The following is a 25,063-nucleotide window of genomic DNA, read 5'->3' on the forward strand; positions in this document are numbered from 1 at the left end:
ATATTTCCTTGAATGAATGAGGGCTGAAAAATGATATCCGATGGTGAAAACAGTCACGAATCGAACTTCTTGCATGCTAGTTTGTCTATTTCAGAAAAGCTGGAAAGAGCTCGCACAGAGTTGCTGGATTTGTCTGCACGAAATCGCTTGTTGAATATTCCGCGATCAGCGAAATCCGCGCGAACCATCGAGGTAATTGATGAAAAAACATCCGAAATTTTCCGGATGCTGGTCACCGAAAACCGTGCTTTTACATTCTTGCCCGGTCGAGCAGCTATGTCTCGGGGCACAACTGATTCCGTGGAAGACAGCGATGAAATCGGTGATCTAGCTCAGCCGGACGAAAGCGTAAATGAACATGGCGTTTTCAATCGTCATGTGGATACGAAACTCCAGACTAAACTGACGTCTAAGGGACTCCAGAAAAGATTGCTCGAACTCTATTTCGATGCTCGTACTCTTGAGGAGGAGCAAGGTGTCAATATTTTGTTTCTGGCGTTGGGGACCTTGAAATGGGTTGATCCAACCAATGTAAAAAATATTCGTTATGCCCCTCTGATTCTAGTTCCTGTCAGCCTCGAACGTGGAAACGCGGCAGAGCAATTTAAACTTAGATGGCGCCAAGAGGATCCCGCTTCCAACTTGTCGCTGGAGGCTTATCTGGACCGTATTCATAGTTTGAAATTACCTCCGTTTGAGTCGAGTGATGAGGTCGACATTGCGGCTTATATAAGCGAAGTGGGCGATGCCATCAAATCTAAGCCTGATTGGTGTGTCAATTCTGACGATATTGTTCTCGGGTTTTTCTCGTTCTCGAAGTTCCTCATGTATCGCGACTTGGATCCTGCGGCATGGCCAGCGCAAGCAGGTATTACTTCTCAGCCTTTGATCAAAGGCCTGTTAAATGATGGTTTTGGCTCACCTGCACCGTTGTTCCCTGACAATGAGTGCATTGATGCGCATATTGCTCCTGCTGACATGTTGCACATAGTTGATTGTGATAGTTCGCAGGCGCTTGCGGTTCACGACGTCAGAGCGGGGCAGAATCTTGTCATCCAAGGGCCTCCTGGCACTGGCAAGTCGCAGACGATCGCAAATGTTATTGCCTCGGCAGTCGCCGATGGAAAAACTGTTTTGTTCGTAGCGGAAAAAATGGCCGCGCTGGAAGTGGTAAAGCGGCGTCTCGATTCCGCGGGGGTTGGTGATGCCTGTCTTGAGCTGCACAGCAACAAGGCGAACAAGCGAATTTTGCTTGAGGAACTACGGCGTACTTCCAATCTTGGCGCCCCAAGATGTGATTTCGAATCGACACTAAATTCTCGGCTTTCAGAAGCCCGAAACGCACTTAATTCCCACTCGACTAGGCTGCATAAGGTGCATTCCAATGCGCAGTTGACACCATATCAAGTTATCGGGGAGCTGACGCGTTTGCGTCAAGAGGATTTTCAACCAGTTGACCTGCGATTGGTTTCACCGGAGAACTGGAGTCCCGACGAACGTAAGTTTCGAGAGGGTCTGATCGCTGAGTTAGCGCAAAGGATAATTGAAATTGGTTCACCGTCCGCGCATCCTTGGCGTGGAGTTGGGCTGACCGTAATTCTCCCCACCGACGTAGAGCGCCTTGTACGTCGAATCGCCGAGTTAAAAAGTAATCTTGACGTGGCATGTGGAGCCCGGTTGTCACTTTCTCAGTCGTTAGAGCTGGATGTGCCAGAAAATTTGGTGGAAATGAACGCGTTGATCGAACGTGCGCGTCGTGTTGCCGATGCGCCGCTTTTGAGCGCTTCTGCTTTGACTGCAGAGTGTTGGACCGTTAAGCGCGAACACATAAAGCGATTGATCGAGGCTGGCCTGCAATGGAGCGGTCTCGAGTCGGGATTGCGTGACAGTTTGAGCCCATCAGCGTGGTTTGTGGACGTGGACGTATTGCGTAGAGATTTTGACCAACTCCCAGTCAACTTTAACCTTTCTGCCTTTGCCGTTGCCGATCAATTGCTGGCTATCTTACCGACACTTGTTGATGAGGCGGCACGACTAACGCGCGCCCTAGGAAGTAGCGAAAGCCTAGGGACGATCACCTTCATTTCCAACAGGATATTAACTGCGGAGCGCGTTGCGGCAGCGCCGAACGCCAGTCCGGAAATCTTTGCCGCGACCATATGGGAGCAAGGCGTCGAACAGGCCGCCGATTTGGTCGAGGCAGTTTCGGTATGGCATTCTGTTAGCGCTGAGATTGAAAGCGATATTGTGGATGCGGCATTAGATATGGATCTTTCAGATGCGCGCCAGGTATTGGCAGCGCATGGTAGCGGCATGTTTAGGTTTCTTAACGGCGGCTGGCGGAAGGCGCGGGCCCGAGTGAAGTCCATATTGAAGATTCCGGATACGCCGTTAGCGAGGCAACTCTCCCTGCTGGATCTCTTGGCGAAGGGACAGAAGGCGCGCACGAGCATTAAGATCAATGACGACATTGGGCGCGCAGCCTTTGGAGCCGACTGGCGGGGTGAGCGTTCGTCGGTTGCTCCGTTGTCTGCGCTGGTTGAGTGGATGCGTAGTTTAAGAGGTTTAGGGGCCGAGCCAAGACTGATTGCTCAGAGACTACCTGATAGAGCTGCCATTGGCGTGCGCGCTGAACATGTCCAACGTTTGCTCCTCGATGTCCATGGCTTGCTTCAAGAAATGTGGAACTCAATCGGGCCGGAAAGAAATCGCTTGTTTCCCGATGCTATTACCGTAGAAGACGTTTCGTTGGAGACGATGCTTGTGTATATCGAACATTTGATCTCGATGTCCCGAATGTGCTCAGAAGTATTCGTGCGGATGCCTGCAGCTAGGTCGGAAATTATCTCGAATCTAGAGAGGCTGATTGCTGCACAAGCCGCAAAAAAAATACTTGATGATGGTCAGCTACTTGGCCACACGGCCTTTGACACCGCGTGGGCTGCTACAGCGTCGGACTGGGCGTCTTTGGATAGCGCAACCCGTTGGATAGGCGAGAACGGTGATATTCTCAACGTCGCGGCACGGCACGAGGCGCGCGGCTTGCCCCTCTTAAACGCAGTGACAATTGAGAAGGACTTTTTGGCGCTTGCTGAAAACTTTGAGCAGTTGTTTAGCAGTTTGCGTAGCGATGCTTGGGAATTATTTGGTACGAAGGCTGCGGGGAACGTGTCGGTGACAAAGTTGGCCACGCGCTTGACTGCGTGGATGGAGTCGTCGGAGCAGTTATCTAAATGGGTTTCTTATCGAGATAGAGCCGAGCAAGCTAGCGCTGCAGGATTGGCGGAAATAGTTGCGGGACTGGAAGGCGGCACTATAGATGCCAGCGCCACGCGCAAAACCTTTGATATGGCCTATTACGAAGCGCTGTTCAGGGATCAGGTGGCTGCCGATCCCGCTCTAGCGCGCTTTGATGGACAAATCCACTCACGGCTGGTGAGTGACTTCTCTGCATTAGATCGTGAGCGGATAGCTGCCTCCAGCCTGGAGGTGGTTCAGGCACATTATCGAAAGATCCCTCAGGGGGGAGGCGGCGCTGGACCGTTGGGTGTTTTGCGGGGAGAGATGGCTCGGCGTCGAGGTCACATGCCGATTCGGCAATTAATGCTCAAGGCCGCACCTGCGATACAGGCACTTAAACCAGTACTTATGATGAGTCCTCTATCCGTTGCGCAATTCCTGCCACCGGGGCAGCTTCATTTTGATTTACTTGTCATGGATGAGGCGAGTCAAATTCAGCCAGTTGACGCATTGGGCGCGATTGCGCGTTGCCGCCAAGTGGTTGTGGTCGGCGATGAGAGGCAACTTCCTCCGACCAAGTTCTTTTCAAAAATGACGAGCGGGTCGTTGGATGATGAAGAAAACGATGAAGCTCAGGTATCTGACATTGAAAGCATTCTCGGTTTATTTTCTGCTCGTGGGCTACCTCAACGGATGTTGCGTTGGCACTACCGTAGCAGGCATCAATCATTGATTGCGGTGTCGAATAGTCAGTTCTACGAGAACAAACTTTTCATCGTTCCTAGCCCTTACACAAAAGAGGCAGGTATGGGACTACAGTTCAGTCACATTGCCGATGGAATTTTTGACTCTGGCAACAGTGGTACCAATGAGGTGGAGGCGAGGACTGTAGCGAATGCCATCATCCAGCATGCCCGCCAGAATCCAGAGCTATCCTTGGGCGTCGCCACGTTTTCTGTGAAGCAGCGTAAAGCGATTCAGGATCAGTTGGAATTGTTACGGCGGCAAAATCTGGAAACCGAAGCATTCTTTAATCTTCATCCTAATGAACCTTTTTTTGTTAAGAATCTGGAAAACGTCCAAGGCGATGAGCGGGATGTGATTTTTATTTCGGTCGGGTATGCCCGTAACGCGCAAGGATATCTGGCGATGCGTTTTGGACCGTTGAGCGCGGACGGTGGCGAGCGGCGCTTGAACGTGCTCATTAGCCGGGCGAAGAGGCGATGTGAAGTATTCTCCTCCATTACAGACGAAGACATTGACTTGGAACGGGGAAAAGGTAAGGGAGTTTACGCTTTCAAATTATTTCTGCATTACGCCCGTACTGGCCGCCTTGCCATGGCTCAAGCTACCGATCGGAATTATGAGAGTGCGTTTGAAATCCAGGTTGCAAAAGCCCTGCAAGAGCATGGCTGTCAAGTTCATCCGCAAGTCGGAATCGCTGGTTTCTTCATTGATTTGGCAATCGCAGATGCTGACCGACCAGGTCGATATATTTTGGGTGTCGAGTGCGATGGTGCGACCTATCACAGTTCACGGTCTGCTCGAGATCGAGACAGGTTGCGGCAGGCAGTTCTTGAGGATCACGGATGGATTATTCACCGAATATGGAGTGCCGACTGGTTTAACCGACCGAAAGACGAGCTTCAGCGCGTTCTAACTGCTATTGACGCTGCGCGGGAGGAACTAGACGCGCGGTTAGAACTCTCGTCCAAGAGAAGTCTTGCAGTGCCTGTAACGATAGTTAGTATTGATCGGGGAGGGGCGACTGAAATTGGTTTGGCCTCAATGGATGAAATGGAGAAGGAGCGTATTGCCTACATTGAAGCGAGGCCTGTGCGACCTGCGGGCGGTCACGAGCTTCATGAAACGCCAGTTGGCGTGCTTGCTGAACTCATAAAATCAGTCGTTGCTGTAGAGAGCCCTGTGCACGCCGATGAAATCATAGTTCGGTTGCGGTCCACGTGGGGGCTGAAGCGGGCGGGGGGGCGTATTCAAGCTGCAGTGGAGCGGGGACTTGAGCTTGTTCTCCAAGAAGAAGGAATTGTGATTGAAGATCGATTTATATCGATGAGGGGTGCGCCGATTATTGTCCGAGATCGAAGCGAGGTGATTTCCGACGCATTGCGTAAGCCAGAGATGTTACCTCCTAAGGAGATCGATATTGCGATTCGTAGCGTGGTCGAAAGAAACTTTGGGGCAAGTTCGGAAGAGATCGTGTTGTCAGTTTCTCGATCATTTGGATTTAAAGCTACCAGTAGTCACTTGCGTGAGCTGATTCAAGCGCGAGTGGAGAGGCTGGTTGGAAGAGCTGCACTGGTGCGTCAAGGAGATAATTTAGTGTTAAGCGACGCACCGATATGATCTTCGTTTGTCGGAGAGCGCGGCTTGTTTTGACGCAGAACGGCGGAGCGATTTTATCGATAAAGTCGCCGGATGAACAGCACCAATCTTATCAAACTCCTTCTTTCTCATGGTTGGTGCCATGTTTCTACGCGTGGCAGCCATCATAAGTTTCTTCATACTGCCTCGGGCAAGACTGTGATTGTTCCTCATCCCAAAAAAGATTTGTCTATCGGTCTTACCAAGGCTATCTTGAAGCAGGCGAATTTGAAATGAAGGCCACTATGCTTTATCCGATTTATGTCTGGAAGGATGAGGGCAGCGCCTATGGCGCTGCTTTTCCTGACCTTCCTGAGGTGTACACGGCAGCAGACGACTTGGATGATCTTCCCGCGATGGCACAGGAAGCTTTTATCGCAATGTATGACCGGGCAGAAGTAGTGCCGCCGCCTCCCACTCCTATCGAAAACTGGCGCGACAGTGACCGCTATCAAGGCGGATTCTGGTTGCAGGTCGAGCTTTATCTGCCTTAATTGCAGCCCACCCACACTGATGTTGAAATCGCTGATGGCAAGTCACTGCCTTGGAAAATGTTAGCATTGCTGAACATTTAATATTTTCAAGGACGTCTACGCTATGGTCAGGTTGCTGTGTTTGCTTTTGGTGATGACGCTTGCTGCCTGCGGCCGTCCGCAAGCGATCGATGGTTCTGTGCCACTGGCGGCAAGCACTGCGCCGGGACGCGGCAAGTTCCTGGCCTACCAGCATATTGTGACCATCGATACCGGGGAAGAGCAGATCCAGCCTTTGCTGGCCAGGTTGACGGCGGCCTGTCAGGCGGATCGGGAAAACAGTTGCATGCTGCTCAGCTCCAGCCTGGACGGCGGACGGCGCAACGAAGCCTCCCTGCGCGTGCGCGCCAAGCCTGCGGGGATAAACCAGCTGCTGGCACTGGCCGCCGCCGGCGGTGAGCTGGCGCGGCAGGAAACCAGTGTGGAGGATCTGGCGCGGCCGGTGTCCGACAGCACGAAACGCCTTGAGATGTTGCGCGCTTATCAGCAGCGCTTGACCGAGCTGGAACGCAAGCCCGGCATCGATGCCGATGCGCTGATCAAACTCTCCAGGGAGCAGGCCAGCGTGCAGGCTGAACTGGAGCAGGCCAGCGGCGAGAACAACCATCTGATGGAACGCATCAATCTGGACCTGCTCCATATCCATATCCAATCGGGCAGCCGCTCGTCCTTCTGGAGCCCGATCCGGCATGCGCTGTCCGACTTCAATGGCAATCTGTCCGGTGGCATCGCCAGTACGCTGACGGGCCTGGCATACCTGCTGCCGTGGTCGTTGATACTGGCCTTGATCTGGTGGCTGGCCCGCAAACTGTGGTGGCGTCGCGGGCAGGCGGGCAGCCGCTAGCTCAATCCTCCGGCGGATCGTTCAGCTTGGCCAGGTCCAGGCTGACCAGCGCCCAGATGCCGCCGGCATAGTCCGGCTCGCGCGACAGCAGTTCCACTTCGGAGGGTTTGATTTCAAAGGCCTTGCCCTGCTCGACCAGTTGGCCGACGTGGCCATAGATGGCCTTGGTGGCGTTGCTCATGGCCTTGTCCACCGTCTCGCCCGTAGTGACGCAGCCGGGAATGTCCGGCACGGTGACACCATACTTGGTGTTGCCTTTTTTTCGGATCAGGATAGGGATGTCCATTGCGCTTACCTCGGCTGTGGTCCGAAAGGCTGGTGAAATCAAAGACTTGCAGTTCCTAGTGTCATACAGCTTGCGGCTGGTTTCAAGCATTTTCGTGGCTGGCGTTGCCTTTATTGTGCAATGCATTAAAAATCGACATCGGAATGGTCTTGCGAGCCCATTTAAAAGTTCCTTCGGAGAAAAAAGAAGCCCCGCCGGCATTGCTGCGGGCGGGGCTAACAGGTACGGGTTTATTCTACTACATTTACAAAACGTCGCTGGCGTGGTCAGCCAGGCGTGAACGCTCGCCGCGCGCCAGGGTCACGTGACCGCTGTGCGACCATCCCTTGAAGCGATCCACCACATACGTCAGGCCGCTGGAGCCCTCGGTCAGGTAAGGCGTGTCGATCTGCGCGATATTGCCCAGGCACAGAATCTTGGTGCCGGGACCGGCGCGCGTGACCAGCGTCTTGACCTGCTTGGGCGTCAAGTTCTGCGCTTCGTCGATGATCAGGAACTTGTTGACGAAGGTGCGGCCGCGCATGAAGTTGAGCGATTTGATCTTGATGCGCGAGCGGATCAGGTCCTGCGTTGCAGCACGACCCCATTCGCCGCCGTCCGAATCGGACTTGTTGAGCACTTCGAGGTTGTCGTCGAACGCGCCCATCCATGGCGACATCTTCTCTTCCTCGGTGCCCGGCAGGAAACCGATGTCTTCGCCGACCGGCACCGTCACGCGGGTGACGATGATTTCGTTGTAGAGTTTGGTCTCCAGCACTTGCGCCAGGCCTGCGGCCAGGGCCAGCAGGGTCTTGCCGGTACCGGCCTGGCCCAGCAGGGTGACGAAGTCGCATTCCGGATTCATCAGCAAGTTCAAGGCGAAGTTCTGCTCGCGGTTGCGGGCGGTTACACCCCACACATTGTTCTTGTTGTGGCTGAAGTCGCGCAGCGTCTGCAGCACGGCGGTCTTGCCGTTGATCTGCTTGACCTGGCCGTAGAACGGCGTTTCGCCATTCTTCGGTTCCAGGAAGATGAACTGGTTGACCAGCAGCGACGGTACGAACGGACCGGTGACGCGATAGAACGTCGCGCTCTGGCCGTTTTTATTTTCCTGCCAGGATTCGAGGTCCTTGCCGTGCTTGGTCCAGAAATCGTCCGGCAGCTGGACGATGCCCGAGTACAGCAGGTCGGTGTCTTCCAGCACGTGGTCGTTGAAGTAGTCCTCGGCCGGCAGGCCCAGCGCGCGCGCCTTGATGCGCATGTTGATGTCCTTGGACACCAGCACCACGGGGCGGCCTTCCTGTTCCGCTTCCAGCGAGCGGACCACGGACAGGATCTGGTTGTCGGCCTTGCCGACCGGCAGGCCGACCGGCAGGTCCGCCGTTTGCAGGCGCGTCTGGAAGTACAGGCGGCCCTTGGCGTCCTTGTTGCCCAGCTTGGACAGCAGGATGCCGTTCTCGATGGCGTCGTCGTCGGTGTTGGAAACCAGCGCGTCCAAAGTGCGCGACACCTGGCGGGCATTGCGCGCCACCTCGGTCATGCCCTTCTTGTGGTTGTCCAGCTCTTCCAGCGTCATCATCGGCAGGTAGACGTCGTGTTCCTCGAAGCGGAACAACGACGATGGATCGTGCATCAGCACGTTGGTGTCCAGCACGAACAGCTTGGTGGTGCCGGTCTGGTCGGCGTGACGGCTGGTCGACGACTTGATCGCCACTTCATGCGGCTTGTGCTTGGCCGGGTGCGGCGCCTCGGCGGTGATCGGCGTGACCTTGCCGCGCGCGGCAGGTACGGGCTTGGCCTTGGCGGCCGGCTTGGCAGGTGCGGCCGCTGGCGCGATGCCGGCTGCAGCGTTCTTCAGTACGGCGGGCGCGGCCTTCAGCACGGACGCCACGGCTTTGGACTTGGTGGTGGTTTTTGGGGCTTTTGCAGGCGCCGCTTTCTTCGGCGCGGGCGCAGGCACAGCCGCGGCCACCGCTGCTACAGCGGGAACTGGACGCGGCCCTGTCGCTTTTGGATAATCTTTCGCCAGAAGTAAAGTCGCTGGCTTACTAGGTAATTTTGGCAGTGGCATCAGGATCTCATTTGAAAAAAATCTGGAGGAATCCGCCCATAGGTGAGTGCTCGCAATGCGAGCACGAACGCACACTCCCAACGTTGGAAACGTTGGGACCGGATGGGGTGGATGCTGGGTAAAACAGGGTTTAAAGACTGCCGACGGGCGCTCATCATGCCCGGAGAAAGTACCGCGTGGTGGCCGGCTGGCCACCATGTAGGGTGGTGGTGTGAATTACAGTGATGACTCAAAATGACTGGATATGGTTCGGTTGAGCAACTCCGGAAGCTGCAACGCGCATCCTGACACTAAGCCTGATGCGCTACAAATTCCAGCACTTCATCGACGTGACCCGCTACCTTCACGCCTCTCCATTCTTTCACCAATTGACCATGAGCGTCAATCACAAACGTACTGCGTTCGATGCCGCGCACCGTCTTGCCGTACATTTGCTTCATCTTCATGACGCCAAACTGCAGGCAGAGCGCTTCGTCGGGGTCGGAAATCAGCTCGAAGGGCAGGCCCAGCTTGGTCTTGAAGCTTTCGTGCGAGCGCAGCGAGTCGCGGCTGATGCCGTAGATTTCGGCGCCGGCGGCCTGGAATTGCTCGTGCAGGTCGCGGAACGCCATGTTTTCGGTGGTGCAGCCCGGGGTGTTGTCCTTGGGGTAGAAGAACAGCACCGTGTGACGCGCCGGACGGCCCGACAGCTGGAAGGTCTGGCCGCCGGTCATGGCGGCGGAAAAGTCGGGTACTACGGATGGGCTATCAGCCACAGGCACTCTCCTGAACGGTAGGCATTAAGAACGGGCGGCGCCCTGTACGATCAGCTGTCCCGAACGACCGGGCAGCTCACCCCAGGTAATCGGGCAAACCGGCATGGTCTGGTGCTGGACCTTCTGATGGTAATCGGCCATCGACGCCAGTTGGTAACCTTGCGCCTTCCATCCGGCCAATAACTGCTCGAAGATGGGGGCGAGTTTTTGCCCTTCAAGCTCGGAATGCAAAGTATATACGTGGTCGCGGGTGGCGCCGGCGGTCAGCTTGAGCAGGAAGGCGGCGATGTTGCCGGTGCCGATGGTGACACCGTCGATCTCGCGGCCCAGCAGCTCGTCCAGGGTCGGCAGCGTGGTCGGCAACTGGATGTGGGACAGCACTTTGTCGCCGTCGGACAAGCGGTGCGGACCGTCGCCAGGATGGGCCAGCGTGCCGTTCTCGTTGAGCATGCAGCGGCCGTCGGAGGCGTAGGCATAGCCGGCGGTGTCGTGCTCGGCGAAGGCGGCGTTGTTCATCTGCCAGCCGGCCGCGCCGTGGGTGCGCGGCGCGCTGCCGAACACCCGCGCAAAGCGGGCGGCGGCCTTGCGCATCATGCTGGTGGACCAGGCGCCGTCGCGCTTGGCGACGTTGTCCTGCCACAGCACGTGGTCCCAGGTATGGATGCCGCATTCGAAGCCGGCGTCGCGCACGGTGCGCATCTGGCCGGCGCATTCCTTGCCGATGTCCGGACCCGGCAGCAGGGTGCCGTACATCAGCGTCTTGAGGCCGTAATGCTCGACCACGGACGTGCGCGAGACTTTGCTGAAGAAGCCCGGGCGTAGCGCGCGGCGCAGCGCCCAGCCGGTGTGGTCCGGTCCCAGCGAAAACAGGAAGGTGGCCTGGGCCTTGTGGGCCTTCAGCATCTGCACCAGGTTGAGGGTGCCTTCACGGGTGCCGCGGTAGGTGTCGACATCAATCTTCAACACCATCAGCGGCGCTTGCGGTTGCAAAGTCTCGGTCAAATCTTAGTCCATCAGTTTTTGTGCTTCGGCCACCTGGCCGCGGTAGGCGTCGAAGATTTTCTTCAGCGCGTCGGCCATGGTGGTGGTCGGTTTCCAGCCCAGCTCTTCGCAGGTGTTGGTGATCTTCGGCACGCGGTTCTGCACGTCCTGGTAGCCGGTGCCGTAGTAGGCGCCCGAGGTGGTCTCGACGATCTTGACCTTGGCTGCGCCTTCGGCGTACTCGGGGTACTGCGGCGCCAGCGCCAGCATCATGCCGGCCAGCTCGCGGATCGAGTAGTTGTTGACCGGGTTGCCGATGTTGTAGATCTTGCCGGTGGCGGCGCCGTTCTTGTTCTCGATGATCTTCATCAGCGCGTCGATGCCGTCGTCGATGTCGGTGAACGCGCGTTTCTGCGCGCCGCCGTCGACCAGGGAGATGTTCTCGCCGCGGACAATGTGGCCGAAGAACTGGGTCACCACGCGCGACGAGCCTTCTTTCGGCGTGTGGATGGAATCGAGGCCGGCGCCGATCCAGTTGAACGGACGGAACAGGGTGAAGTTCAGGCCTTCCATGCCGTAGCCCCAGATCACGCGGTCCATCAGCTGCTTGGCGTTGGAGTAGATCCAGCGCGGCTTGTTGATCGGGCCGCAGATCAGCTCGGAGTTCTCGGGATCGAACTCGTCGTCGTGGCACATGCCGTACACTTCCGAGGTCGACGGGAACACCAGGTGCTTGCCGTACTTGGCGGCCGAACGGACGATGGGCAGGTTGGCCTCGAAGTCCAGCTCGAACACGCGCAGCGGCGCCTTCACGTAGGTCGACGGCGTGGCGATCGCCACCAGCGGCAGGATCACGTCGCACTTCTTGACGTGGTACTCGACCCATTCCTTGTTGATCGTGATGTCGCCTTCGAAGAAGTGCATGCGCGACTTGTACGCCTCGTTCTCCAGGACGTCGGTGATACGGTCGGTGCTCATGTCCATGCCGTAGACATGCCAGTCGGTCGTTTCCAGGATGCGCTTCGACAGGTGATGGCCGATGAAGCCGTTGACGCCGAGGATGAGGACTTTTTTCATTTGATAGTTACCCAGGTAATGTTCATTGTCCGCCAGCGGACAGCTCCGCCAGGCGGGATTGCAGCTGCTCGGCCGTGACGGGGACCCCGTCGGCCGTCAAGGCGGAAATCGTCAGCATGCGGCCATCGCCGCACACGCCAAAGATGCAATTATCCACTACTGTCAAGCCCGGTGGCAAACTTAGCGATACAACATTGCCGAAATTGCCAGACAGTCGGGCCCGTTGCAGCACGTAGCGCACGCCGCCGATATCGGTGAAGGCGCCGGGGTAGGGCGGGGCCACGGCGCGGTGCAGATTGTAGACGTCCTGGGCCGGCAGCAGCCAGTTGATGCGGCCGTCCTCGGGCTTGCGGCCGCCGAAGTAGCCGCCCTTGCTCAGGTCGTTCTTGGTGCGCGGCGCCGTGCCGGCCAGCAGCGTCGGCAGCACGCGCCACAGCGCCTGCTCGGCCGCCACGGTGACCTTGCCGAACACTTCGAAGGCGGTGTCGTCCGGCAGGATGGGCACTTCCATCTGCGAGACGATGGCGCCAGCGTCCGGCTTGACGGTCATCTCGTGCAGCGTGGCGCCGGTGACGGTGGCGCCGTGCAGCACCGCCCAGTTGACCGGCGCGCGGCCGCGGAATTCCGGCAGCAGCGAGCCGTGCATATTGAACGCGGGCGCCACCGCCAGCAGCTCGGCCGGCAGCATGTTGCGGTAGTAGAAGCTGAACATCAGGTCGGGGGCGATGTCCCTGATCTGCTCCAGCAGCTCCGGCGACCTGGCGTCGGCCGGCGTGATGTAGGGGATGCCCTCGGCCTGGCACAGCGAAATCACCGATTCGAACCAGATGTTCTCGTCGGAGCTGTCCTCGTGCGTGACCACCAGCGCGACATCGACGCCGCCGGCCAGCAGCACCTTCAGGCAACGTACGCCGACGTTGTGGTAGCCGAAGACGACGGCGCGTTGTTTGTTGAAATCAGTCATGGCCTCGGCCTACGGTACGTTTTTCCACGCCGGCCGGCGCGTCGGGCGACTGGCCGGGGTTTTGTTCCAATATCGTTTGTACCACGTAGCGCGGGCGCGCGCGCACCTGCTGGAAGATGCGGCCCACGTATTCGCCCAACAGGCCGATGCCGAACAGGATGGTCCCCATGAAGAAGAACGCGATCGCGAACAGCGTGAACAGGCCTTCCGCTTCCGCGCCCAGGAACAGGCGGCGCACCAGCAGCACGAACACCAGCAGACCCGAGGCGATCGACAGCAGGATGCCGAACATCGAGAAGAATTGCAGCGGCACCAGCGAGAAGCCGGTGACCAGATCGAAATTCAGGCGGATCAGGCTGTACAAGGAGTACTTCGATTCGCCGGCCGAGCGTTCCTCGTGCTCGACGATGATCTCGGTCGGCTTGCGCGAGAAACGATAGGCCAGCGCCGGCACGAAGGTGTTGACCTCGCCGCACTGGTTGACCAGGTCGATCACATTGCGGCCATAGGCGCGCAGCATATTGCCCTGGTCGGTGATCTTGATGTTGGTGATGCGCTCGCGCAGGCGGTTCATGGCCTTGGACGCATAGGTGCGCCACGCCGAATCCTGGCGCTTGCGGCGGATCGAGCCGACGTAGTCGTAGCCTTCGCGGATCTTGGCCACCAGGTTGCCGATTTCCTCGGGCGGGTTCTGCAGGTCGGCGTCCAGCGTGATCATGATGTCGCCGCGCGAGGCTTCGAAGCCCGCCAGGATCGCCATGTGCTGGCCGTAGTTACCGTTGAACAGCACCACGCGGGTGACGTCGGGACGGGTGCGGAACTGCTCGGCCAGGATGGAGACCGAGTTGTCGCGGCTGCCGTCGTTGACGAACACGATCTCGTAGGTCGTGCCGAGCTTGTCGAGCGCCGGATACAGGCGGTCGAACAAGGCTTGCAGGCCGGCCTGCTCGTTGTAGATCGGAATGACAACGCTAATTTCTGGTTTAAAGTCTGGCTTCATATGCGACGACACACTCATTTGATCAGGATCGCTTTCACGGCGGCGACGGCACGGTCGACATCGGCCGTGGTCATGGCATAGAACATCGGCAGGGTCACCGTCAGGCGGCCGACTTTTTCCGACACGGGGAACATGCCCTCCTTGAAGCCGCGCTCGCGGTACATGGTGAACAGGTGGATGGGCGCGTAGTGGTAGCCGGTGCCGATGTTGAAGCGCTCCTGCATCGCACGCATGAAGTCGGCGCGGGTGGTCGGGCCGTTATCGGGCAGCAGGATCTGGAACAGGTGGTAGTTACTATTCGCTTTGCTGGTGTCGAAGGCCTGCACTGGCAGCTGGGCGCCGGACAGCGTTTCGAACTCCGGACCGAAGGCCTGGTAGTAATGGCGCGCCAGGTTGCGGCGGTGCGCGGTGATGTTGTCGATATTGGCGAACTGGCCCAGGCCGATGGCGGCCATGATGTCGCTCATATTGTACTTGCCGCCGAGGACATCGACATCGATGCCGTCGACGCCGCTGCGGGTCACGCCCTGCAGGCGGTACTTCTCGGCCAGTTTGGCTTCTTCTAGGTTGTTGAGCACCAGCGCGCCGCCTTCGCCGGTGGTGATGTTCTTGTTGGCCTGGAAGCTGAACGAGACGAAATCGCCGAACGAGCCGATGCGCTTGCCGTTCCACTCGGAACCGAAGGCCTGGGCCGCGTCTTCGATCACGCGCAGATTGTGCTTCCTGGCGATGGCGTACAGACGGTCCATGTCGACCGGCAGGCCGGACAGGTAGACCGGGATGATGGCCTTGGTGCGCGGCGTGATCGCGGCTTCCACCTGGTCCAGGTCGATGTTGCGGGTGACCGGGTCGATGTCGGCAAACACCGGCGTGGCGCCCACTTCGATGATGACGTTGGCGGTGGCGACCCAGGAGATCGAGGTGGTGATGACTTCGTCGCCGGCGCCGATGCCGGCGATGCGCAGCGCGATCTCCATCGTGCAGGTGCCGGAATTGAAGGTGCGCACAGGGCGGCCGCCGAAGTATTCGGACATCTGGGCTTCGAAGGCGGCCACTTTGGGGCCGCTGGTGATCCAGCCGGAACGCAGCACGTCGCTGACGGCGGCGATGGTTGCCTCATCGATGGTAGGTTTCGAAAATGGCAAGAAAGGTAGGGCGGAGGTCATGGGTGTGGCTCTCGTTATGCTCTCGTTATTGATTTGGCTTATGGCCGCATTCTAAATTGTTCGTCAGGTACGCGCCAGCAAGGCGACGCCCACCAGGATGATGCCGATGGCGACCAGGCGCTGCACCGTCAGCGCCTCGCCGAACAGATACCAGGCGCCGATGGCGGTGACCACGTAGCCCAGCGACAGCATCGGGTAGGCGATCGACACGTCCACCCGCGACAGCGCGATGATCCACAGCACCACCGACAGCACGTAGCAGGTCAGGCCGCCGATGATGGGCAGCTGCATCGCCACCTTGAGGCCGACCGAGAACAGGTTGTTCAGCGTCAGGTGGATCTCGCCGACGTTCTTGGCGCCGGCCTTGAGCAGCAGCTGGGCGATGGCGTTCAACAGCACGCCAAAGACGATAAAACCGAAAGTTGCGATATTCATGTGTTTTTTTAATAAGTTACAGGTTGGCGACCACGACACGGCGCGTATCCTCGGCCACCACGCGCATCGGCAGGCCGTCGTTCTTCAGCTCTTCGTACTTCTCCGGGCTGAGGATGGCCAGCGCCTTGACGCCTTGCCTGGTCTGCGCGTTCCACTGCGCGACGAACTCGTCGACCGTCGGAATCGACAGCTCCGGCTGCTGGCGCAGGCCGAAGGTGAACTCGTCCCAGTAATCGACCAGCACCACGGTGCGGCGCAGGTAGAAGGTCATCGACTGCTCGTAGGTGGTGACCGAATAGATTTTGGTGTCCGGCTTGAGTTCGGGCAGCATCTTCAGCGCCACGGCTTTGCCGGAGCGCATTTTGCCGTATGGCTCGAAGCCGGCCAGGATCAGCTGGGTGGCGGCGAAGCCGGCCACGGCCATGGTGAGCACGGTCAGGTCGCGCCGTAGGTGGCGCGCATGCAGCAGCGCCAGCGCGCCGCCGGCGGCGGCCACGATGCCGGCCATCAGCACCCACGGCTGGTAGGCTTCCAGCAGTGCGGTTTCCTCGGGATGGCGCACCGCCATGGTGACCATCTGCGGCACCGCGGCCACGCCGGCCGCGCCGATCAGCATCAGCAGGCCGGCGGCGATCATGCGGCTGCGGCGCGAGGCGTTTTCCAGGTCGACCGCGATCAGCAGGGCCAGCGCCGGGAAGATCGGCAGGATGTAGCCGGGCAGCTTGGAGCTGGAATAGCTGAAGAAGAAGAAAATGAACACGGCCCAGATCAGCAGCATCAGCTTGGGCTGAAACACGCCGTTGCGCTCGCGGCGCACGGCGCCCCACAGCGCCTGCGGCAGCAGGCCCAGCCACGGCACGATGCCGGGCGCCAGCATCACGAAGAAGTAGTACCACGCGCCTTCGCGGTGGTGGGTCTTGAGGAAGAAGCGTTCCCAGTGCTCGTGCACGAAGAAGAAGTAGGGCTGTTCGGGGTTGCGCAGCGCCACCAGCACGAACCACGGCGTGGCGACAGCGAAGAACAGCAGCAGGCCCTTGCCCAGGTGCAGGCGCTTCCAGATGGCGAAATCGCCCGACAGCGCCGAGTACAGCACCAGCACCGCGCCCGGCAGCACCAAGCCGATCAGGCCCTTGGCCAGCACCGCCAGCGCCATGCCGGCCCAGCAGGCCAGCATCCAGTTGCGGCGTTCGCGCTCGCCAGCGTCGTCGCGCTGGGCGATCATCACTGCGCACAGCACGATGGTCATCATGCCCGACAGGCTCATGTCCAGCGAATCGATCTGGCCGGAGGCCACCCAGAACAGGCTGGAACCGAGCGCCAGCGCGGCGTAGAAGCCGGCGCGGGCGCCGAACACGCGGTTGCCGGCGTAGCCGGTCAGGATCACGCCGCCCAGGCCGCACAGGCCGGTCCACAGGCGCGCCTGCCATTCGCCCAGGCCGAACACGGCAAACGAGGCCGCGTTCATCCAGGTTTGCAGCGGCGGCTTTTCAAAATACTTGATGCCGTTCAGGCGGGTGGTGATCCAGTCGCCGGTGGCGAGCATTTCACGCGCCATTTCGGCGTAGCGGCCCTCGTCGGGCGGCACCAGCGTGCGCACTCCCAGCATGTACAGCCAGACGATGATGAACGCGGCCAGCAGTGACCAGACGATTTTCTTGGAGTTGTACAGGTCGTTCATCAGGCGGGGTTGCCCTCGTTGTGGTCGATGATCAAAGCTAAGGTGACCTTGCGGCCTTCGCCCATCAAGATGTTGTAGGTGCGGCAGGCGGCCTGGCTGTCCATGCATTCGACGCCGATGCGGCGCATGGTCAGCGCGGCGGTCAGGCGCGGGTGGATGAAGCGCTGCTTGGCGCCGGTGCCGAGGATGACCACGTCCGGGCTGTCGGCGCCGATGGTGTCGAAATGCTCTGCGGTAATAGATTCGAAGGTGGGGGCGTCCCAGGCGCGCGGCGGGATTTCCGGCAGCACGATCAGGCTGTAGTTGTAGCGCTGGGCGTTGATTTCGACGCCGGTTTCATCGTAACCGGTAACAGTCTGGTATTTTTGGGTATCGCTGGCGTGGAGCTTCATGACAGAAATCGCGGTTTTAGTCGGCAAAAGAAGCGCCATTGTAGCGTTTTTCCGGGATGTTCCTGAGCTTTCCACCCCTCAAAGGTTGATTAAATGGGAGGCTTTCGGCAGAATGGGTCTTTTCGCATTGCAGCACGGGCCGCCGGGGCATTTTGGCAGTCCTGAGCGGTTTGCCTCACCAAGACAGGATTTTATTTTGCGACCGATTCAAAAATCGAACAAATTAGCGGAAGTCTGCTACGAGATTCGCGGCCCGGTGCCGGAAAAAGCCCGGCAGATGGAAGAAGAAGGCCATAAGATCACGAAGTTGAATATCGGCAACCTTGCCGTGTTCGGCTTCGATCCGCCCGATGAAATCGTCCAGGACATGAAGATCAACCTGCCCAACGCGGCCGGTTACACCGATTCCAAGGGCATGTTCGCGCCGCGCAAGGCCGTGGTGCACTACACCCAGAGCAAGAATATTCCGGGCGTGACCATCGAGGATGTTTATCTGGGCAACGGCGCATCCGAGCTGATCGTCATGTCGATGAACGCGCTGCTCAACACCGGCGACGAGGTGCTGGTGCCGGCGCCCGACTATCCGCTGTGGACCGCCGCGGTGTCGCTGTCGGGCGGCACGCCGGTGCACTATGTGTGCGACGAGATGCAGGACTGGTTCCCGGACATCGAGGACATGCGCCGCAAGATCACCTCCAACACGCGCGCCATCGTCGTCATCAACCCCAACAATCCGACCGGGGCGCTGTACCCGGTCGAGCTGCTGCTGCAGATCATCGAACTGGCGCGCCAGCACCAGCTGATCATCTACGCCGACGAAATCTACGACAAGGTGCTGTACGACGGCGTCGAGCACGTCTCGATCGCCTCGCTGGCCGACGACGTGCTGTTCGTCACCTTCAACGGCCTGTCGAAGAACTACCGCGCCTGCGGCTACCGCGCCGGCTGGATGGTGGTGTCGGGCCAGAAGGACCATGCGAAAGATTACATCGAGGGCCTGAACATGCTGGCCTCGATGCGCCTGTGCGCCAACGCGCCGGGCCAGTTTGCGATCCAGACCGCGCTTGGCGGCTACCAGTCCATCCAGGACCTGGTGGGGCCGGGCGGACGCCTGCTCAAGCAGCGCGACCTGGCCTACAAGCTGCTCACCGATATTCCAGGCGTAACCTGCGTCAAGCCGAAAGCTGCGCTGTACATGTTCCCACGCCTCGATCCGAAGATCTACCCGATCGCGGACGACCAGCAATTCGCCTACGAGCTGCTGGCCGAAACCAAAGTGCTGATCGTCCAGGGCAGCGGCTTCAACTGGATCGCGCCGGATCACTTCCGCGTTGTGTTCCTGCCGAATTCGGATGATATGGTCGAAGCTTTCGGCCGTATCGCCAAGTTCATGGAAGGCTACCGGAAACGTCACGGCGCCAGCTTCTAACTTCGCCGTCATTCCCGCGCAAGCGGGAATCCATAGGCCGCGTGATAGCCGGCTCAGTATGGATTCCCGCCTGCGCGGGAATGACGGGTTTAAATTATAGAAACGATTTATATGAAACCCATCAAAGTAGGTTTGCTCGGCGTCGGTAACGTCGGTGGCGGCACGTTCGACGTGTTGTTGCGCAATCAGGAAGAAATCCGCCGCCGCGCCGGCCGCGGCATCGAAATCGTCGCGGTCTCGGCCCGCAACCTGGAGCGCGCCAAGCAGCGCACCGGCGGCAAGGTCAAGGTGGTGTCCAGCCCGTTCGACATCGTCAACGATCCGGACATCGACATCGTCGTCGAGCTGATCGGCGGCTACGACGAGGCCAAGGCGCTGGTGCTGCAAGCCATCGCCAACGGCAAGCACGTGGTCACCGCCAACAAGGCGCTGCTGGCCGTGCACGGCAACGAGATCTTCGCCGCCGCGCAAGCCAAGGGCGTGATGGTGGCGTTCGAGGCGGCCGTGGCCGGCGGCATCCCCATCATCAAGGCGCTGCGCGAAGGCCTGACCGCCAACCGCATCGAATGGTTCGCCGGCATCATCAACGGCACCACCAACTTCATCCTGTCCGAGATGCGCGACAAGGGCCTGGACTTCGGCACCGTGCTCAAGCAGGCGCAGGAGCTGGGCTATGCCGAAGCCGACCCGACCTTCGACATCGAAGGCGTGGACGCGGCGCACAAGGCCACCATCATGTCGGCGATCGCCTTCGGCATTCCGGTGCAGTTCGACAAGGCGCACGTCGAGGGCATCTCCAAGCTCAACGCCATTGACATCCGCTACGCCGAGCAGCTGGGCTACCGCATCAAGCTGCTGGGCATCGCCAAGCGTGCCAAGGTCAACGGCACCGAAGGCGTGGAACTGCGCGTGCACCCGACGCTGATCCCGTCCAAGCGCCTGATCGCCAACGTCGAAGGCGCGATGAACGCCGTGCTGGTGCATGGCGACGCCGTCGGCGCCACGCTGTACTACGGCAAGGGCGCAGGTTCCGAGCCGACCGCCTCGGCCGTGATCGCCGACCTGGTCGACATCACCCGCCTGGCCACGGCCGACGCCGAGCACCGCGTGCCGCACCTGGCCTTCCAGCCGAACGCGATGACCGACATCGAGATCCTGCCGATGGCGGAGATCACCACCAGCTACTACCTGCGCATGAACGTCAGCGACCAGCCGGGCGTGCTGGCCGACCTGACGCGCATCCTGGCCGACGCCACCATCTCGATCGACGCCATGATGCAGAAGGAACCGGCGGACGGCGAGACCCGCACCGACATCATCTTCCTGACGCACCAGACGCAGGAGAAGAACGTCATGACGGCCATCGCCAAGATCGAAGGCCTGGCCACCGTGTGCGGCCAGGTCACCAAGATCCGCCTGGAAAACCTGAGCTAATAATTCCTACGGGGGTCAAGTCTGACATTCGGACACGAGCTCTGCCGTAACGCCAGTTACGGCAGAGCTCGTGTCCGAATGTCAGACTTGACCCCCGCTGTTTGGGCGAAAAAAAAACCGGACAGCATCTACGCACGCTGTCCGGTGAAGGGTTACTCCTATTAATACCGGGGTCTTGCTCTTGCTACTACTGCTACTGCTTACTTCGAAGCGACGGTCAGTTCGCTTTTCACTTCTTTCACGCCCGGCACGGCCGATGCAACCTGGATGGCCTTGGTGCCGATATCGGTGCTCGCTACGGAGCCGCTCAGCACAACCACGCCGTCGGTGGTGGTCACGCCGATTTGTTTTTGATCTGCCAGGGAAGCTTTGATTTTGCTGGTGATGGCGTCGTCGTTGGTGGCGGCGCCGGTCTTGGCGGCGCCAGCCATTGCGGCTTCGGTCTGGCCGGCAGCGAATGCGGTGCCAGTGGCGGCAGCGGCGGTCAGGGTTGCAGCAACCAGCAGGCGGGCGATCAGTTTGGTAGTCATCATGATTTGCTTCCTTCTTTCAAGTTTAAGGGTGAAACGTCAGTGACGTTATCCTCTCCTTTGCAAACCCCGTGCCAGCCATAATAATCCTTTAAAAATCAATCGCTTAAAGTGTATATTCCTTCCGGGAATTTACCAGCCATGGTATTTCCGGCCATATTGCCCGGTTTTTGTCGGGAGATGGCGACAAGCTTCCGCCACCACGCCGTAAGTGCTTGATTTGCCGGCGTTTATTCCTGTCGCTCGGAGGCGACAGCGCTGCCGTCGCCGCGGAACAGGCTGGCGTCCAGATCGTATTTCTGCAGCAGGCGGTAGAACTCCGTGCGGTTGCGTTCGGCCAGGCGGGCGGCGTCGGCCACGTTGCCGTCAGTGAGTTTCAGCAGCTGGACCAGGTAGTTGCGCTCGAAGCGCTGCTTGGCTTCGGTGTAGCTCAGCACTTCCAGCGACGGCACCCGCAGCGCCCGCTGCACCAGCGACAGGGGCACCAGCGGCGCGGTCGCCAGCGCGCACACGTGCTCGACCACGTTGTACAGCTGGCGCACATTGCCCGGCCAGGCCGCCGTGGTCAGCGCCTCCAGCGCGCCGGGCGCGTAGCCGCGCACCGTTTTGCCGTATTTGGCGGCCAGCGCTTGCAGGAACTGGGTCGCCATCGGCGCGATGTCCTCGCGCCGCTGCGACAGCGGCGGCAGGGTCAGTGTGATGACGTTCAGGCGGTAGTACAGGTCTTCGCGGAACTGGCCTTCGTGCATGGCCACGTCGAGGTCGCGGTGGGTGGCCGACAGGATGCGCACGTCCACCGGCCGCGCCACGTCCGAGCCCAGCTGGCGCACCACGCGCTCCTGCAGCACCCGCAGCAGCTTCACCTGCAGCAGCAGCGGCATGTCGCCGATCTCGTCGAGGAACAGCGTGCCGCCGTCGGCCGCCTGCAGCAAGCCTTCGCGGCTGGCCACGGCGCCGGTGTAGGCGCCCTTGACGTGGCCGAACAGTTCGGACTCCAGCAAGGCCTCCGGGATGGCGCCGCAGTTGACGGCGATGAACGGCGCCTTGCTGCGCCGGCTGGCGCGGTGGATGGCGTTGGCCAGCAGCTCCTTGCCGGTGCCGCTTTCGCCGCGGATCAGGATGCTGGCGTCGGAGGCGGCCACCAGCCGCGCTTCGGCCAGCAGCTCGTCCATGCACTGGCTGCGGCTGATCAGGCCGGCGCGCCAGGCGTGGTCGCCGCTGGCGGGGCCGGCGTCCGGCGCGGACAGGCTCAGCGCCTGCACGATGCGCTCCAGCAGCGTCTTGGCGTCGAAGGGTTTGGTCAGGTAGGCGTAGGCGCCCAGCGTGGTGGCCTCGACCGCGTCGGGGATGGTGCCGTGCGCGGTCAGCAGGATCACCGGCAGCGCCGGCCAGGCGCTGCGGATTTCCTGGAACAGCGACATGCCGTCGCGGTCCGGCAGGCGGATGTCGCTGATGACCAGGCGCGGCAGCTCGATCGCCATGCGCGCCAGCGCCGCCTCCGCGCTGCCCACGGCCGTCACGCGGTAGCCGTTGGCGCTCAGGCGCATGGAGAGCAGCCGCAGCAGGTCGGCGTCGTCGTCCACCAGCAGCAGGTGGGCGCCCTGGCCGGCGGCGACGCTGCGCGGGGCACCGTTGTCGCCGGCGCGGGTCAGCGCGCCCGGTTCGCGGGCGGCTGCCTCCCCAACCGCGCCGGCTTCGCGGGCGGCGGCCGGTGCAGTCGCTGCGGCCGGCGGCTGGCCTGCGACCGGGGTGGCGAGGTTGGCGCGCGCGCCGCTCATTTGATCACCGCCTGCGGACCGGGCGCCGGACGGGCCGGCAGCGTGCGCTCGATGGTCTTCAGGCCTTCCAGCATTTCGTTGAGCTGGTCGATGCGGCGCTGGCTGTCCTTTTGCTGCACGGCCAGCTTGTCGGCATGCTCGGCCAGCCGGCGCGTCTCCGCACAATTGCTGGACAACAGCTGCGCCAGCGCCTTGAACGGCTGCGCCTCGGTCTCGGTGGCGGTGGCCACACTGTCGAGCAGCGCCTGCGCGCGCGCCAGGTCGCCGCTGCCGCGCGTCAGCATCAGCACCATGCCCATCTGGACCGCCACGCGCGGGCTGCGCTGTTGCAGGCCCAGTCCGCTCAACTCCTTCAGCATGTCGCCCTGCGTCATCTTGCGCAGCTGCTGGTGATAGCTGAGCAAGGGCCCGACTTCATCCGGCGGCGGCGGCGGCGGCAGTTCGACGATGGCCGGTGGCGGCGGCAGCGTCACATCGGCCGGCGTCGGCAGCGTCGGCCGGGGCGCGGTCAGCGAGCAGGCGGCCAGCGTCAGGCTGAGCACCAGCAACAGCAGCGAGGAGGTCAAATCATATTTCATAAGGCAAGTCGATTCTGAAGTGCGCGCCCCGGTCGGAGGGCAGCAGTTGCAAGGCGCCGCCGTGGGCGGCGATGTATTCGTGCACGATGGACAGGCCGATGCCATTGCCCCGGCGTGCGCCGGCCGGCTGGCGCTCGCCCTGATAAAACGGTTCGAAGATGCGCGCCGCGTCGGCCGGCGCCACGCCCGGCCCCTGGTCGATGCAGTCGAGCAGCAGCTTGCGCTCCGATTCGGCGAGACGGAACACGATCTGTCCGCCCCGCGGGCTGAAGCGCAGCGCGTTCGACAGCAGGTTGCCGACGGCGACCGCCAGCTTGTCGGCGTCGACGGCGATCGGCGCGGCCTGGCCTTCGATGGCCACGCTCAGGCCGGCCGCCTGCCATTGCAGGCGCTGGTCGGCGATGGCTTGCGCCAGCAGCGCCGCCATGTCGGTCGGCTTGCGCCGCACATGGTGCGCATCGAAGGTGGCGGCGTTGTAGCGCAGCAGCGCCTCGATCTGCGATTGCAGCGCTGCCGTGTTCTGGTTGAGGATGCCGGCGATCTCGCGCTGGTTGGGCGAGAGCGCGCCGGCCACGCCGTCCTCCAGCAGCGCCACGCCCTCGCGCAGCGCCGCCAGCGGCGTCTTGAGCTCGTGCGAAATGTGGCGCAGGAAGCGGGCCTTGTCCTCCTCCAGGTCCGACAGCCGCTGGCGCAGCCAGTTCAGTTGCTGGCCCACGCGTTGCAGGTCGCTGGGGCCGCGCACGGCGATGGCCTGGTCGTAGCGGTTCTCGCCGAGCCGGTCGATGGCCGATTCGATCTGCGCCAGCGGCCGCGACAGCCACAGGCCGAAGCCGCCCGCCAGCAGCGCCGCCAGCACGATGGATGCCATCACTTGCCCCTTCAGGATGCCGCGCCGCTGGTCCAGCTCGCTGAGCAGCTCGCTGTTGCGGCGCTCGACCTCCTGTTTGACCTCGTCGGCCAGCTCCGCGTTCACCGACGGCAGCGGCGCCAGCACTTTTTCCAGCGCCTGCTGGCGCGCGCTCGAACGCGGCCGCGCCGGCGCCTGCAGGATGGTCCAGGCCTGCTCGCCGGCATGGCGCCAGCGCTCGAAGGTGCCGGGCGGCGTGTAGGGCAGGGCGGCGGCCACCGCGTCCAGCGCGGTGCGCGCCTCGCGCCAGGCGTCGGCGTAGCGCTTGCGGAAGGCGGGATCGTCCAGCACCAGGAACTGGCGCGCGCTGCGCGCCATCGCCACGCTGCGCTCGGCCAGTTGCTGGGTGTTCTCGGTCAGTGCCAGGGCGTGGCGTCCACTGTCGCGGCTGTGGGCGGCGAGCCGGTCGAGGGTCCACAGCGCGTGTAGCGAAGCGGCGCTCAGCAGCACGGCGATCAGCAGGAAGACGCCCAGCAGCAGCTGGCGAAACGAAAGTTTCGTAAGCATCGTCGTTAAATAGTCTCTATATTGGCTGAATGATATGACTAAAGCGCCCCTACAGCCTGTTCGATTGGTTGCGTTGTTGGCCGGCACGGACGCGGAATTTTAGGTTGCGCATGGCAA

Annotated in this window: 21 protein-coding genes; 6 read left to right on the forward strand and 15 right to left on the reverse strand. The window is 60.7% G+C overall.

All coding sequences use genetic code 11. The features are described from left to right. Positions 1 to 30: 30 nt before the first annotated feature. From ACEN9O_RS16790 to ACEN9O_RS16805, 4 genes are all read left to right on the forward strand, one after another. Positions 31 to 5,604 carry a DUF3320 domain-containing protein gene (locus ACEN9O_RS16790; RefSeq protein ID WP_495613002.1) on the forward strand — a complete coding sequence of 1,858 codons (5,574 nt, stop codon included), beginning with the start codon at positions 31 to 33 and terminating at the stop codon, positions 5,602 to 5,604. Between the two features lie 72 nt (positions 5,605 to 5,676). After that, the gene (locus ACEN9O_RS16795; RefSeq protein ID WP_495613003.1) at positions 5,677 to 5,859 is read left to right on the forward strand and encodes a type II toxin-antitoxin system HicA family toxin; all 183 of its coding nucleotides are present in this window, start codon (positions 5,677 to 5,679) and stop codon (positions 5,857 to 5,859) included. Next, positions 5,856 to 6,116 (forward strand): type II toxin-antitoxin system HicB family antitoxin, encoded by a 261-nt coding sequence (locus ACEN9O_RS16800; RefSeq protein ID WP_495613004.1) that lies wholly within the window; start codon positions 5,856 to 5,858, stop codon positions 6,114 to 6,116. The genes ACEN9O_RS16795 and ACEN9O_RS16800 overlap by 4 nt, the downstream gene beginning before the upstream one ends. A gap of 133 nt (positions 6,117 to 6,249) precedes the next feature. Beyond that, positions 6,250 to 6,999 (forward strand): DUF4349 domain-containing protein, encoded by a 750-nt coding sequence (locus ACEN9O_RS16805; RefSeq protein WP_495613005.1) that lies wholly within the window; start codon positions 6,250 to 6,252, stop codon positions 6,997 to 6,999. A gap of 1 nt (position 7,000) precedes the next feature. Here the strand turns inward: ACEN9O_RS16805 and ACEN9O_RS16810 are convergent, their stop codons facing one another. The 11 genes from ACEN9O_RS16810 to ACEN9O_RS16860 form a co-directional block, all read right to left on the reverse strand. Beyond that, entirely contained in the window at positions 7,001 to 7,285 is a 285-nt protein-coding gene (locus ACEN9O_RS16810) for a type II toxin-antitoxin system HicB family antitoxin (protein ID WP_495613006.1), read from the reverse strand. Positions 7,286 to 7,529: 244 nt separating this feature from the next. Next, the gene (locus ACEN9O_RS16815; protein ID WP_495613007.1) at positions 7,530 to 9,335 is read right to left on the reverse strand and encodes a PhoH family protein; all 1,806 of its coding nucleotides are present in this window, start codon (positions 9,333 to 9,335) and stop codon (positions 7,530 to 7,532) included. Between the two features lie 290 nt (positions 9,336 to 9,625). Next, positions 9,626 to 10,090, reverse strand: a complete 465-nt coding sequence (locus ACEN9O_RS16820; RefSeq protein ID WP_495613008.1) for a peroxiredoxin — start codon at positions 10,088 to 10,090, stop codon at positions 9,626 to 9,628. 24 nt (positions 10,091 to 10,114) lie between these two features. Further along, positions 10,115 to 11,059, reverse strand: coding sequence for a polysaccharide deacetylase family protein (locus tag ACEN9O_RS16825; protein ID WP_495618493.1), 945 nt, complete (start codon positions 11,057 to 11,059; stop codon positions 10,115 to 10,117). A 36-nt stretch (positions 11,060 to 11,095) separates the two neighbouring features. Beyond that, positions 11,096 to 12,148, reverse strand: coding sequence for a bifunctional UDP-4-keto-pentose/UDP-xylose synthase (locus tag ACEN9O_RS16830; protein WP_495613009.1), 1,053 nt, complete (start codon positions 12,146 to 12,148; stop codon positions 11,096 to 11,098). A 22-nt stretch (positions 12,149 to 12,170) separates the two neighbouring features. Next, positions 12,171 to 13,112, reverse strand: a complete 942-nt coding sequence (locus ACEN9O_RS16835; RefSeq protein ID WP_495613010.1) for a formyltransferase — start codon at positions 13,110 to 13,112, stop codon at positions 12,171 to 12,173. Then, positions 13,105 to 14,112: a glycosyltransferase gene (locus ACEN9O_RS16840; RefSeq protein ID WP_495613011.1), complete on the reverse strand. Its 1,008-nt coding sequence runs from the start codon at positions 14,110 to 14,112 to the stop codon at positions 13,105 to 13,107. Before ACEN9O_RS16840 ends, ACEN9O_RS16835 begins: the two co-directional genes overlap by 8 nt. Positions 14,113 to 14,126: 14 nt before the next feature. Then, positions 14,127 to 15,278 (reverse strand): DegT/DnrJ/EryC1/StrS family aminotransferase, encoded by a 1,152-nt coding sequence (locus ACEN9O_RS16845; protein WP_495613012.1) that lies wholly within the window; start codon positions 15,276 to 15,278, stop codon positions 14,127 to 14,129. 63 nt (positions 15,279 to 15,341) lie between these two features. Further along, positions 15,342 to 15,713: an SMR family transporter gene (locus ACEN9O_RS16850; RefSeq protein WP_495613013.1), complete on the reverse strand. Its 372-nt coding sequence runs from the start codon at positions 15,711 to 15,713 to the stop codon at positions 15,342 to 15,344. Between the two features lie 16 nt (positions 15,714 to 15,729). Continuing rightward, entirely contained in the window at positions 15,730 to 17,391 is a 1,662-nt protein-coding gene (locus ACEN9O_RS16855; RefSeq protein WP_495613014.1) for a glycosyltransferase family 39 protein, read from the reverse strand. Next, positions 17,391 to 17,783 carry an Mth938-like domain-containing protein gene (locus ACEN9O_RS16860; RefSeq protein WP_495613015.1) on the reverse strand — a complete coding sequence of 131 codons (393 nt, stop codon included), beginning with the start codon at positions 17,781 to 17,783 and terminating at the stop codon, positions 17,391 to 17,393. The genes ACEN9O_RS16855 and ACEN9O_RS16860 overlap by 1 nt, the downstream gene beginning before the upstream one ends. Positions 17,784 to 17,979: 196 nt before the next feature. On the opposite strand from ACEN9O_RS16860, the gene ACEN9O_RS16865 reads away from it, so the two are divergent. Continuing rightward, positions 17,980 to 19,212 carry a pyridoxal phosphate-dependent aminotransferase gene (locus ACEN9O_RS16865; RefSeq protein ID WP_495613016.1) on the forward strand — a complete coding sequence of 411 codons (1,233 nt, stop codon included), beginning with the start codon at positions 17,980 to 17,982 and terminating at the stop codon, positions 19,210 to 19,212. A gap of 111 nt (positions 19,213 to 19,323) precedes the next feature. Beyond that, positions 19,324 to 20,646, forward strand: a complete 1,323-nt coding sequence (locus ACEN9O_RS16870; RefSeq protein ID WP_495613017.1) for a homoserine dehydrogenase — start codon at positions 19,324 to 19,326, stop codon at positions 20,644 to 20,646. Between the two features lie 200 nt (positions 20,647 to 20,846). Here ACEN9O_RS16870 and ACEN9O_RS16875 read toward each other — a convergent pair whose 3' ends face one another. The 4 genes from ACEN9O_RS16875 to ACEN9O_RS16890 all read right to left on the reverse strand — a co-directional run bounded on the left by ACEN9O_RS16875 (position 20,847) and on the right by ACEN9O_RS16890 (position 24,946). Next, positions 20,847 to 21,179, reverse strand: coding sequence for a BON domain-containing protein (locus ACEN9O_RS16875; protein WP_332853739.1), 333 nt, complete (start codon positions 21,177 to 21,179; stop codon positions 20,847 to 20,849). Between the two features lie 227 nt (positions 21,180 to 21,406). Next, entirely contained in the window at positions 21,407 to 22,954 is a 1,548-nt protein-coding gene (locus ACEN9O_RS16880) for a sigma 54-interacting transcriptional regulator (RefSeq protein WP_495613018.1), read from the reverse strand. Then, positions 22,951 to 23,532, reverse strand: coding sequence for a hypothetical protein (locus ACEN9O_RS16885; RefSeq protein WP_495613019.1), 582 nt, complete (start codon positions 23,530 to 23,532; stop codon positions 22,951 to 22,953). Before ACEN9O_RS16885 ends, ACEN9O_RS16880 begins: the two co-directional genes overlap by 4 nt. Further along, positions 23,522 to 24,946: a sensor histidine kinase gene (locus tag ACEN9O_RS16890; RefSeq protein WP_495613020.1), complete on the reverse strand. Its 1,425-nt coding sequence runs from the start codon at positions 24,944 to 24,946 to the stop codon at positions 23,522 to 23,524. Before ACEN9O_RS16890 ends, ACEN9O_RS16885 begins: the two co-directional genes overlap by 11 nt. Between the last annotated feature and the right edge of the window lie 117 nt (positions 24,947 to 25,063).

Source organism: Duganella sp. Dugasp78, assembly GCF_059491455.1.

What these genes read in the sequence shown, in the direction of transcription:
- ACEN9O_RS16790 (WP_495613002.1), top strand. Translation starts at nt 31, where the DNA reads ATGATATCCGATGGTGAAAACAGTCACGAATCGAACTTCTTGCATGCT.
- ACEN9O_RS16795 (WP_495613003.1), top strand. Translation starts at nt 5,677, where the DNA reads ATGAACAGCACCAATCTTATCAAACTCCTTCTTTCTCATGGTTGGTGC.
- ACEN9O_RS16880 (WP_495613018.1), bottom strand. Translation starts at nt 22,954, where the DNA reads ATGAGCGGCGCGCGCGCCAACCTCGCCACCCCGGTCGCAGGCCAGCCG.
- ACEN9O_RS16845 (WP_495613012.1), bottom strand. Translation starts at nt 15,278, where the DNA reads ATGACCTCCGCCCTACCTTTCTTGCCATTTTCGAAACCTACCATCGAT.
- ACEN9O_RS16850 (WP_495613013.1), bottom strand. Translation starts at nt 15,713, where the DNA reads ATGAATATCGCAACTTTCGGTTTTATCGTCTTTGGCGTGCTGTTGAAC.
- ACEN9O_RS16835 (WP_495613010.1), bottom strand. Translation starts at nt 13,112, where the DNA reads ATGACTGATTTCAACAAACAACGCGCCGTCGTCTTCGGCTACCACAAC.
- ACEN9O_RS16825 (WP_495618493.1), bottom strand. Translation starts at nt 11,059, where the DNA reads ATGGTGTTGAAGATTGATGTCGACACCTACCGCGGCACCCGTGAAGGC.
- ACEN9O_RS16800 (WP_495613004.1), top strand. Translation starts at nt 5,856, where the DNA reads ATGAAGGCCACTATGCTTTATCCGATTTATGTCTGGAAGGATGAGGGC.
- ACEN9O_RS16805 (WP_495613005.1), top strand. Translation starts at nt 6,250, where the DNA reads ATGACGCTTGCTGCCTGCGGCCGTCCGCAAGCGATCGATGGTTCTGTG.
- ACEN9O_RS16815 (WP_495613007.1), bottom strand. Translation starts at nt 9,335, where the DNA reads ATGCCACTGCCAAAATTACCTAGTAAGCCAGCGACTTTACTTCTGGCG.
- ACEN9O_RS16885 (WP_495613019.1), bottom strand. Translation starts at nt 23,532, where the DNA reads ATGAAATATGATTTGACCTCCTCGCTGCTGTTGCTGGTGCTCAGCCTG.
- ACEN9O_RS16870 (WP_495613017.1), top strand. Translation starts at nt 19,324, where the DNA reads ATGAAACCCATCAAAGTAGGTTTGCTCGGCGTCGGTAACGTCGGTGGC.
- ACEN9O_RS16810 (WP_495613006.1), bottom strand. Translation starts at nt 7,285, where the DNA reads ATGGACATCCCTATCCTGATCCGAAAAAAAGGCAACACCAAGTATGGT.
- ACEN9O_RS16860 (WP_495613015.1), bottom strand. Translation starts at nt 17,783, where the DNA reads ATGAAGCTCCACGCCAGCGATACCCAAAAATACCAGACTGTTACCGGT.
- ACEN9O_RS16840 (WP_495613011.1), bottom strand. Translation starts at nt 14,112, where the DNA reads ATGAAGCCAGACTTTAAACCAGAAATTAGCGTTGTCATTCCGATCTAC.
- ACEN9O_RS16875 (WP_332853739.1), bottom strand. Translation starts at nt 21,179, where the DNA reads ATGATGACTACCAAACTGATCGCCCGCCTGCTGGTTGCTGCAACCCTG.
- ACEN9O_RS16855 (WP_495613014.1), bottom strand. Translation starts at nt 17,391, where the DNA reads ATGAACGACCTGTACAACTCCAAGAAAATCGTCTGGTCACTGCTGGCC.
- ACEN9O_RS16830 (WP_495613009.1), bottom strand. Translation starts at nt 12,148, where the DNA reads ATGAAAAAAGTCCTCATCCTCGGCGTCAACGGCTTCATCGGCCATCAC.
- ACEN9O_RS16890 (WP_495613020.1), bottom strand. Translation starts at nt 24,946, where the DNA reads ATGCTTACGAAACTTTCGTTTCGCCAGCTGCTGCTGGGCGTCTTCCTG.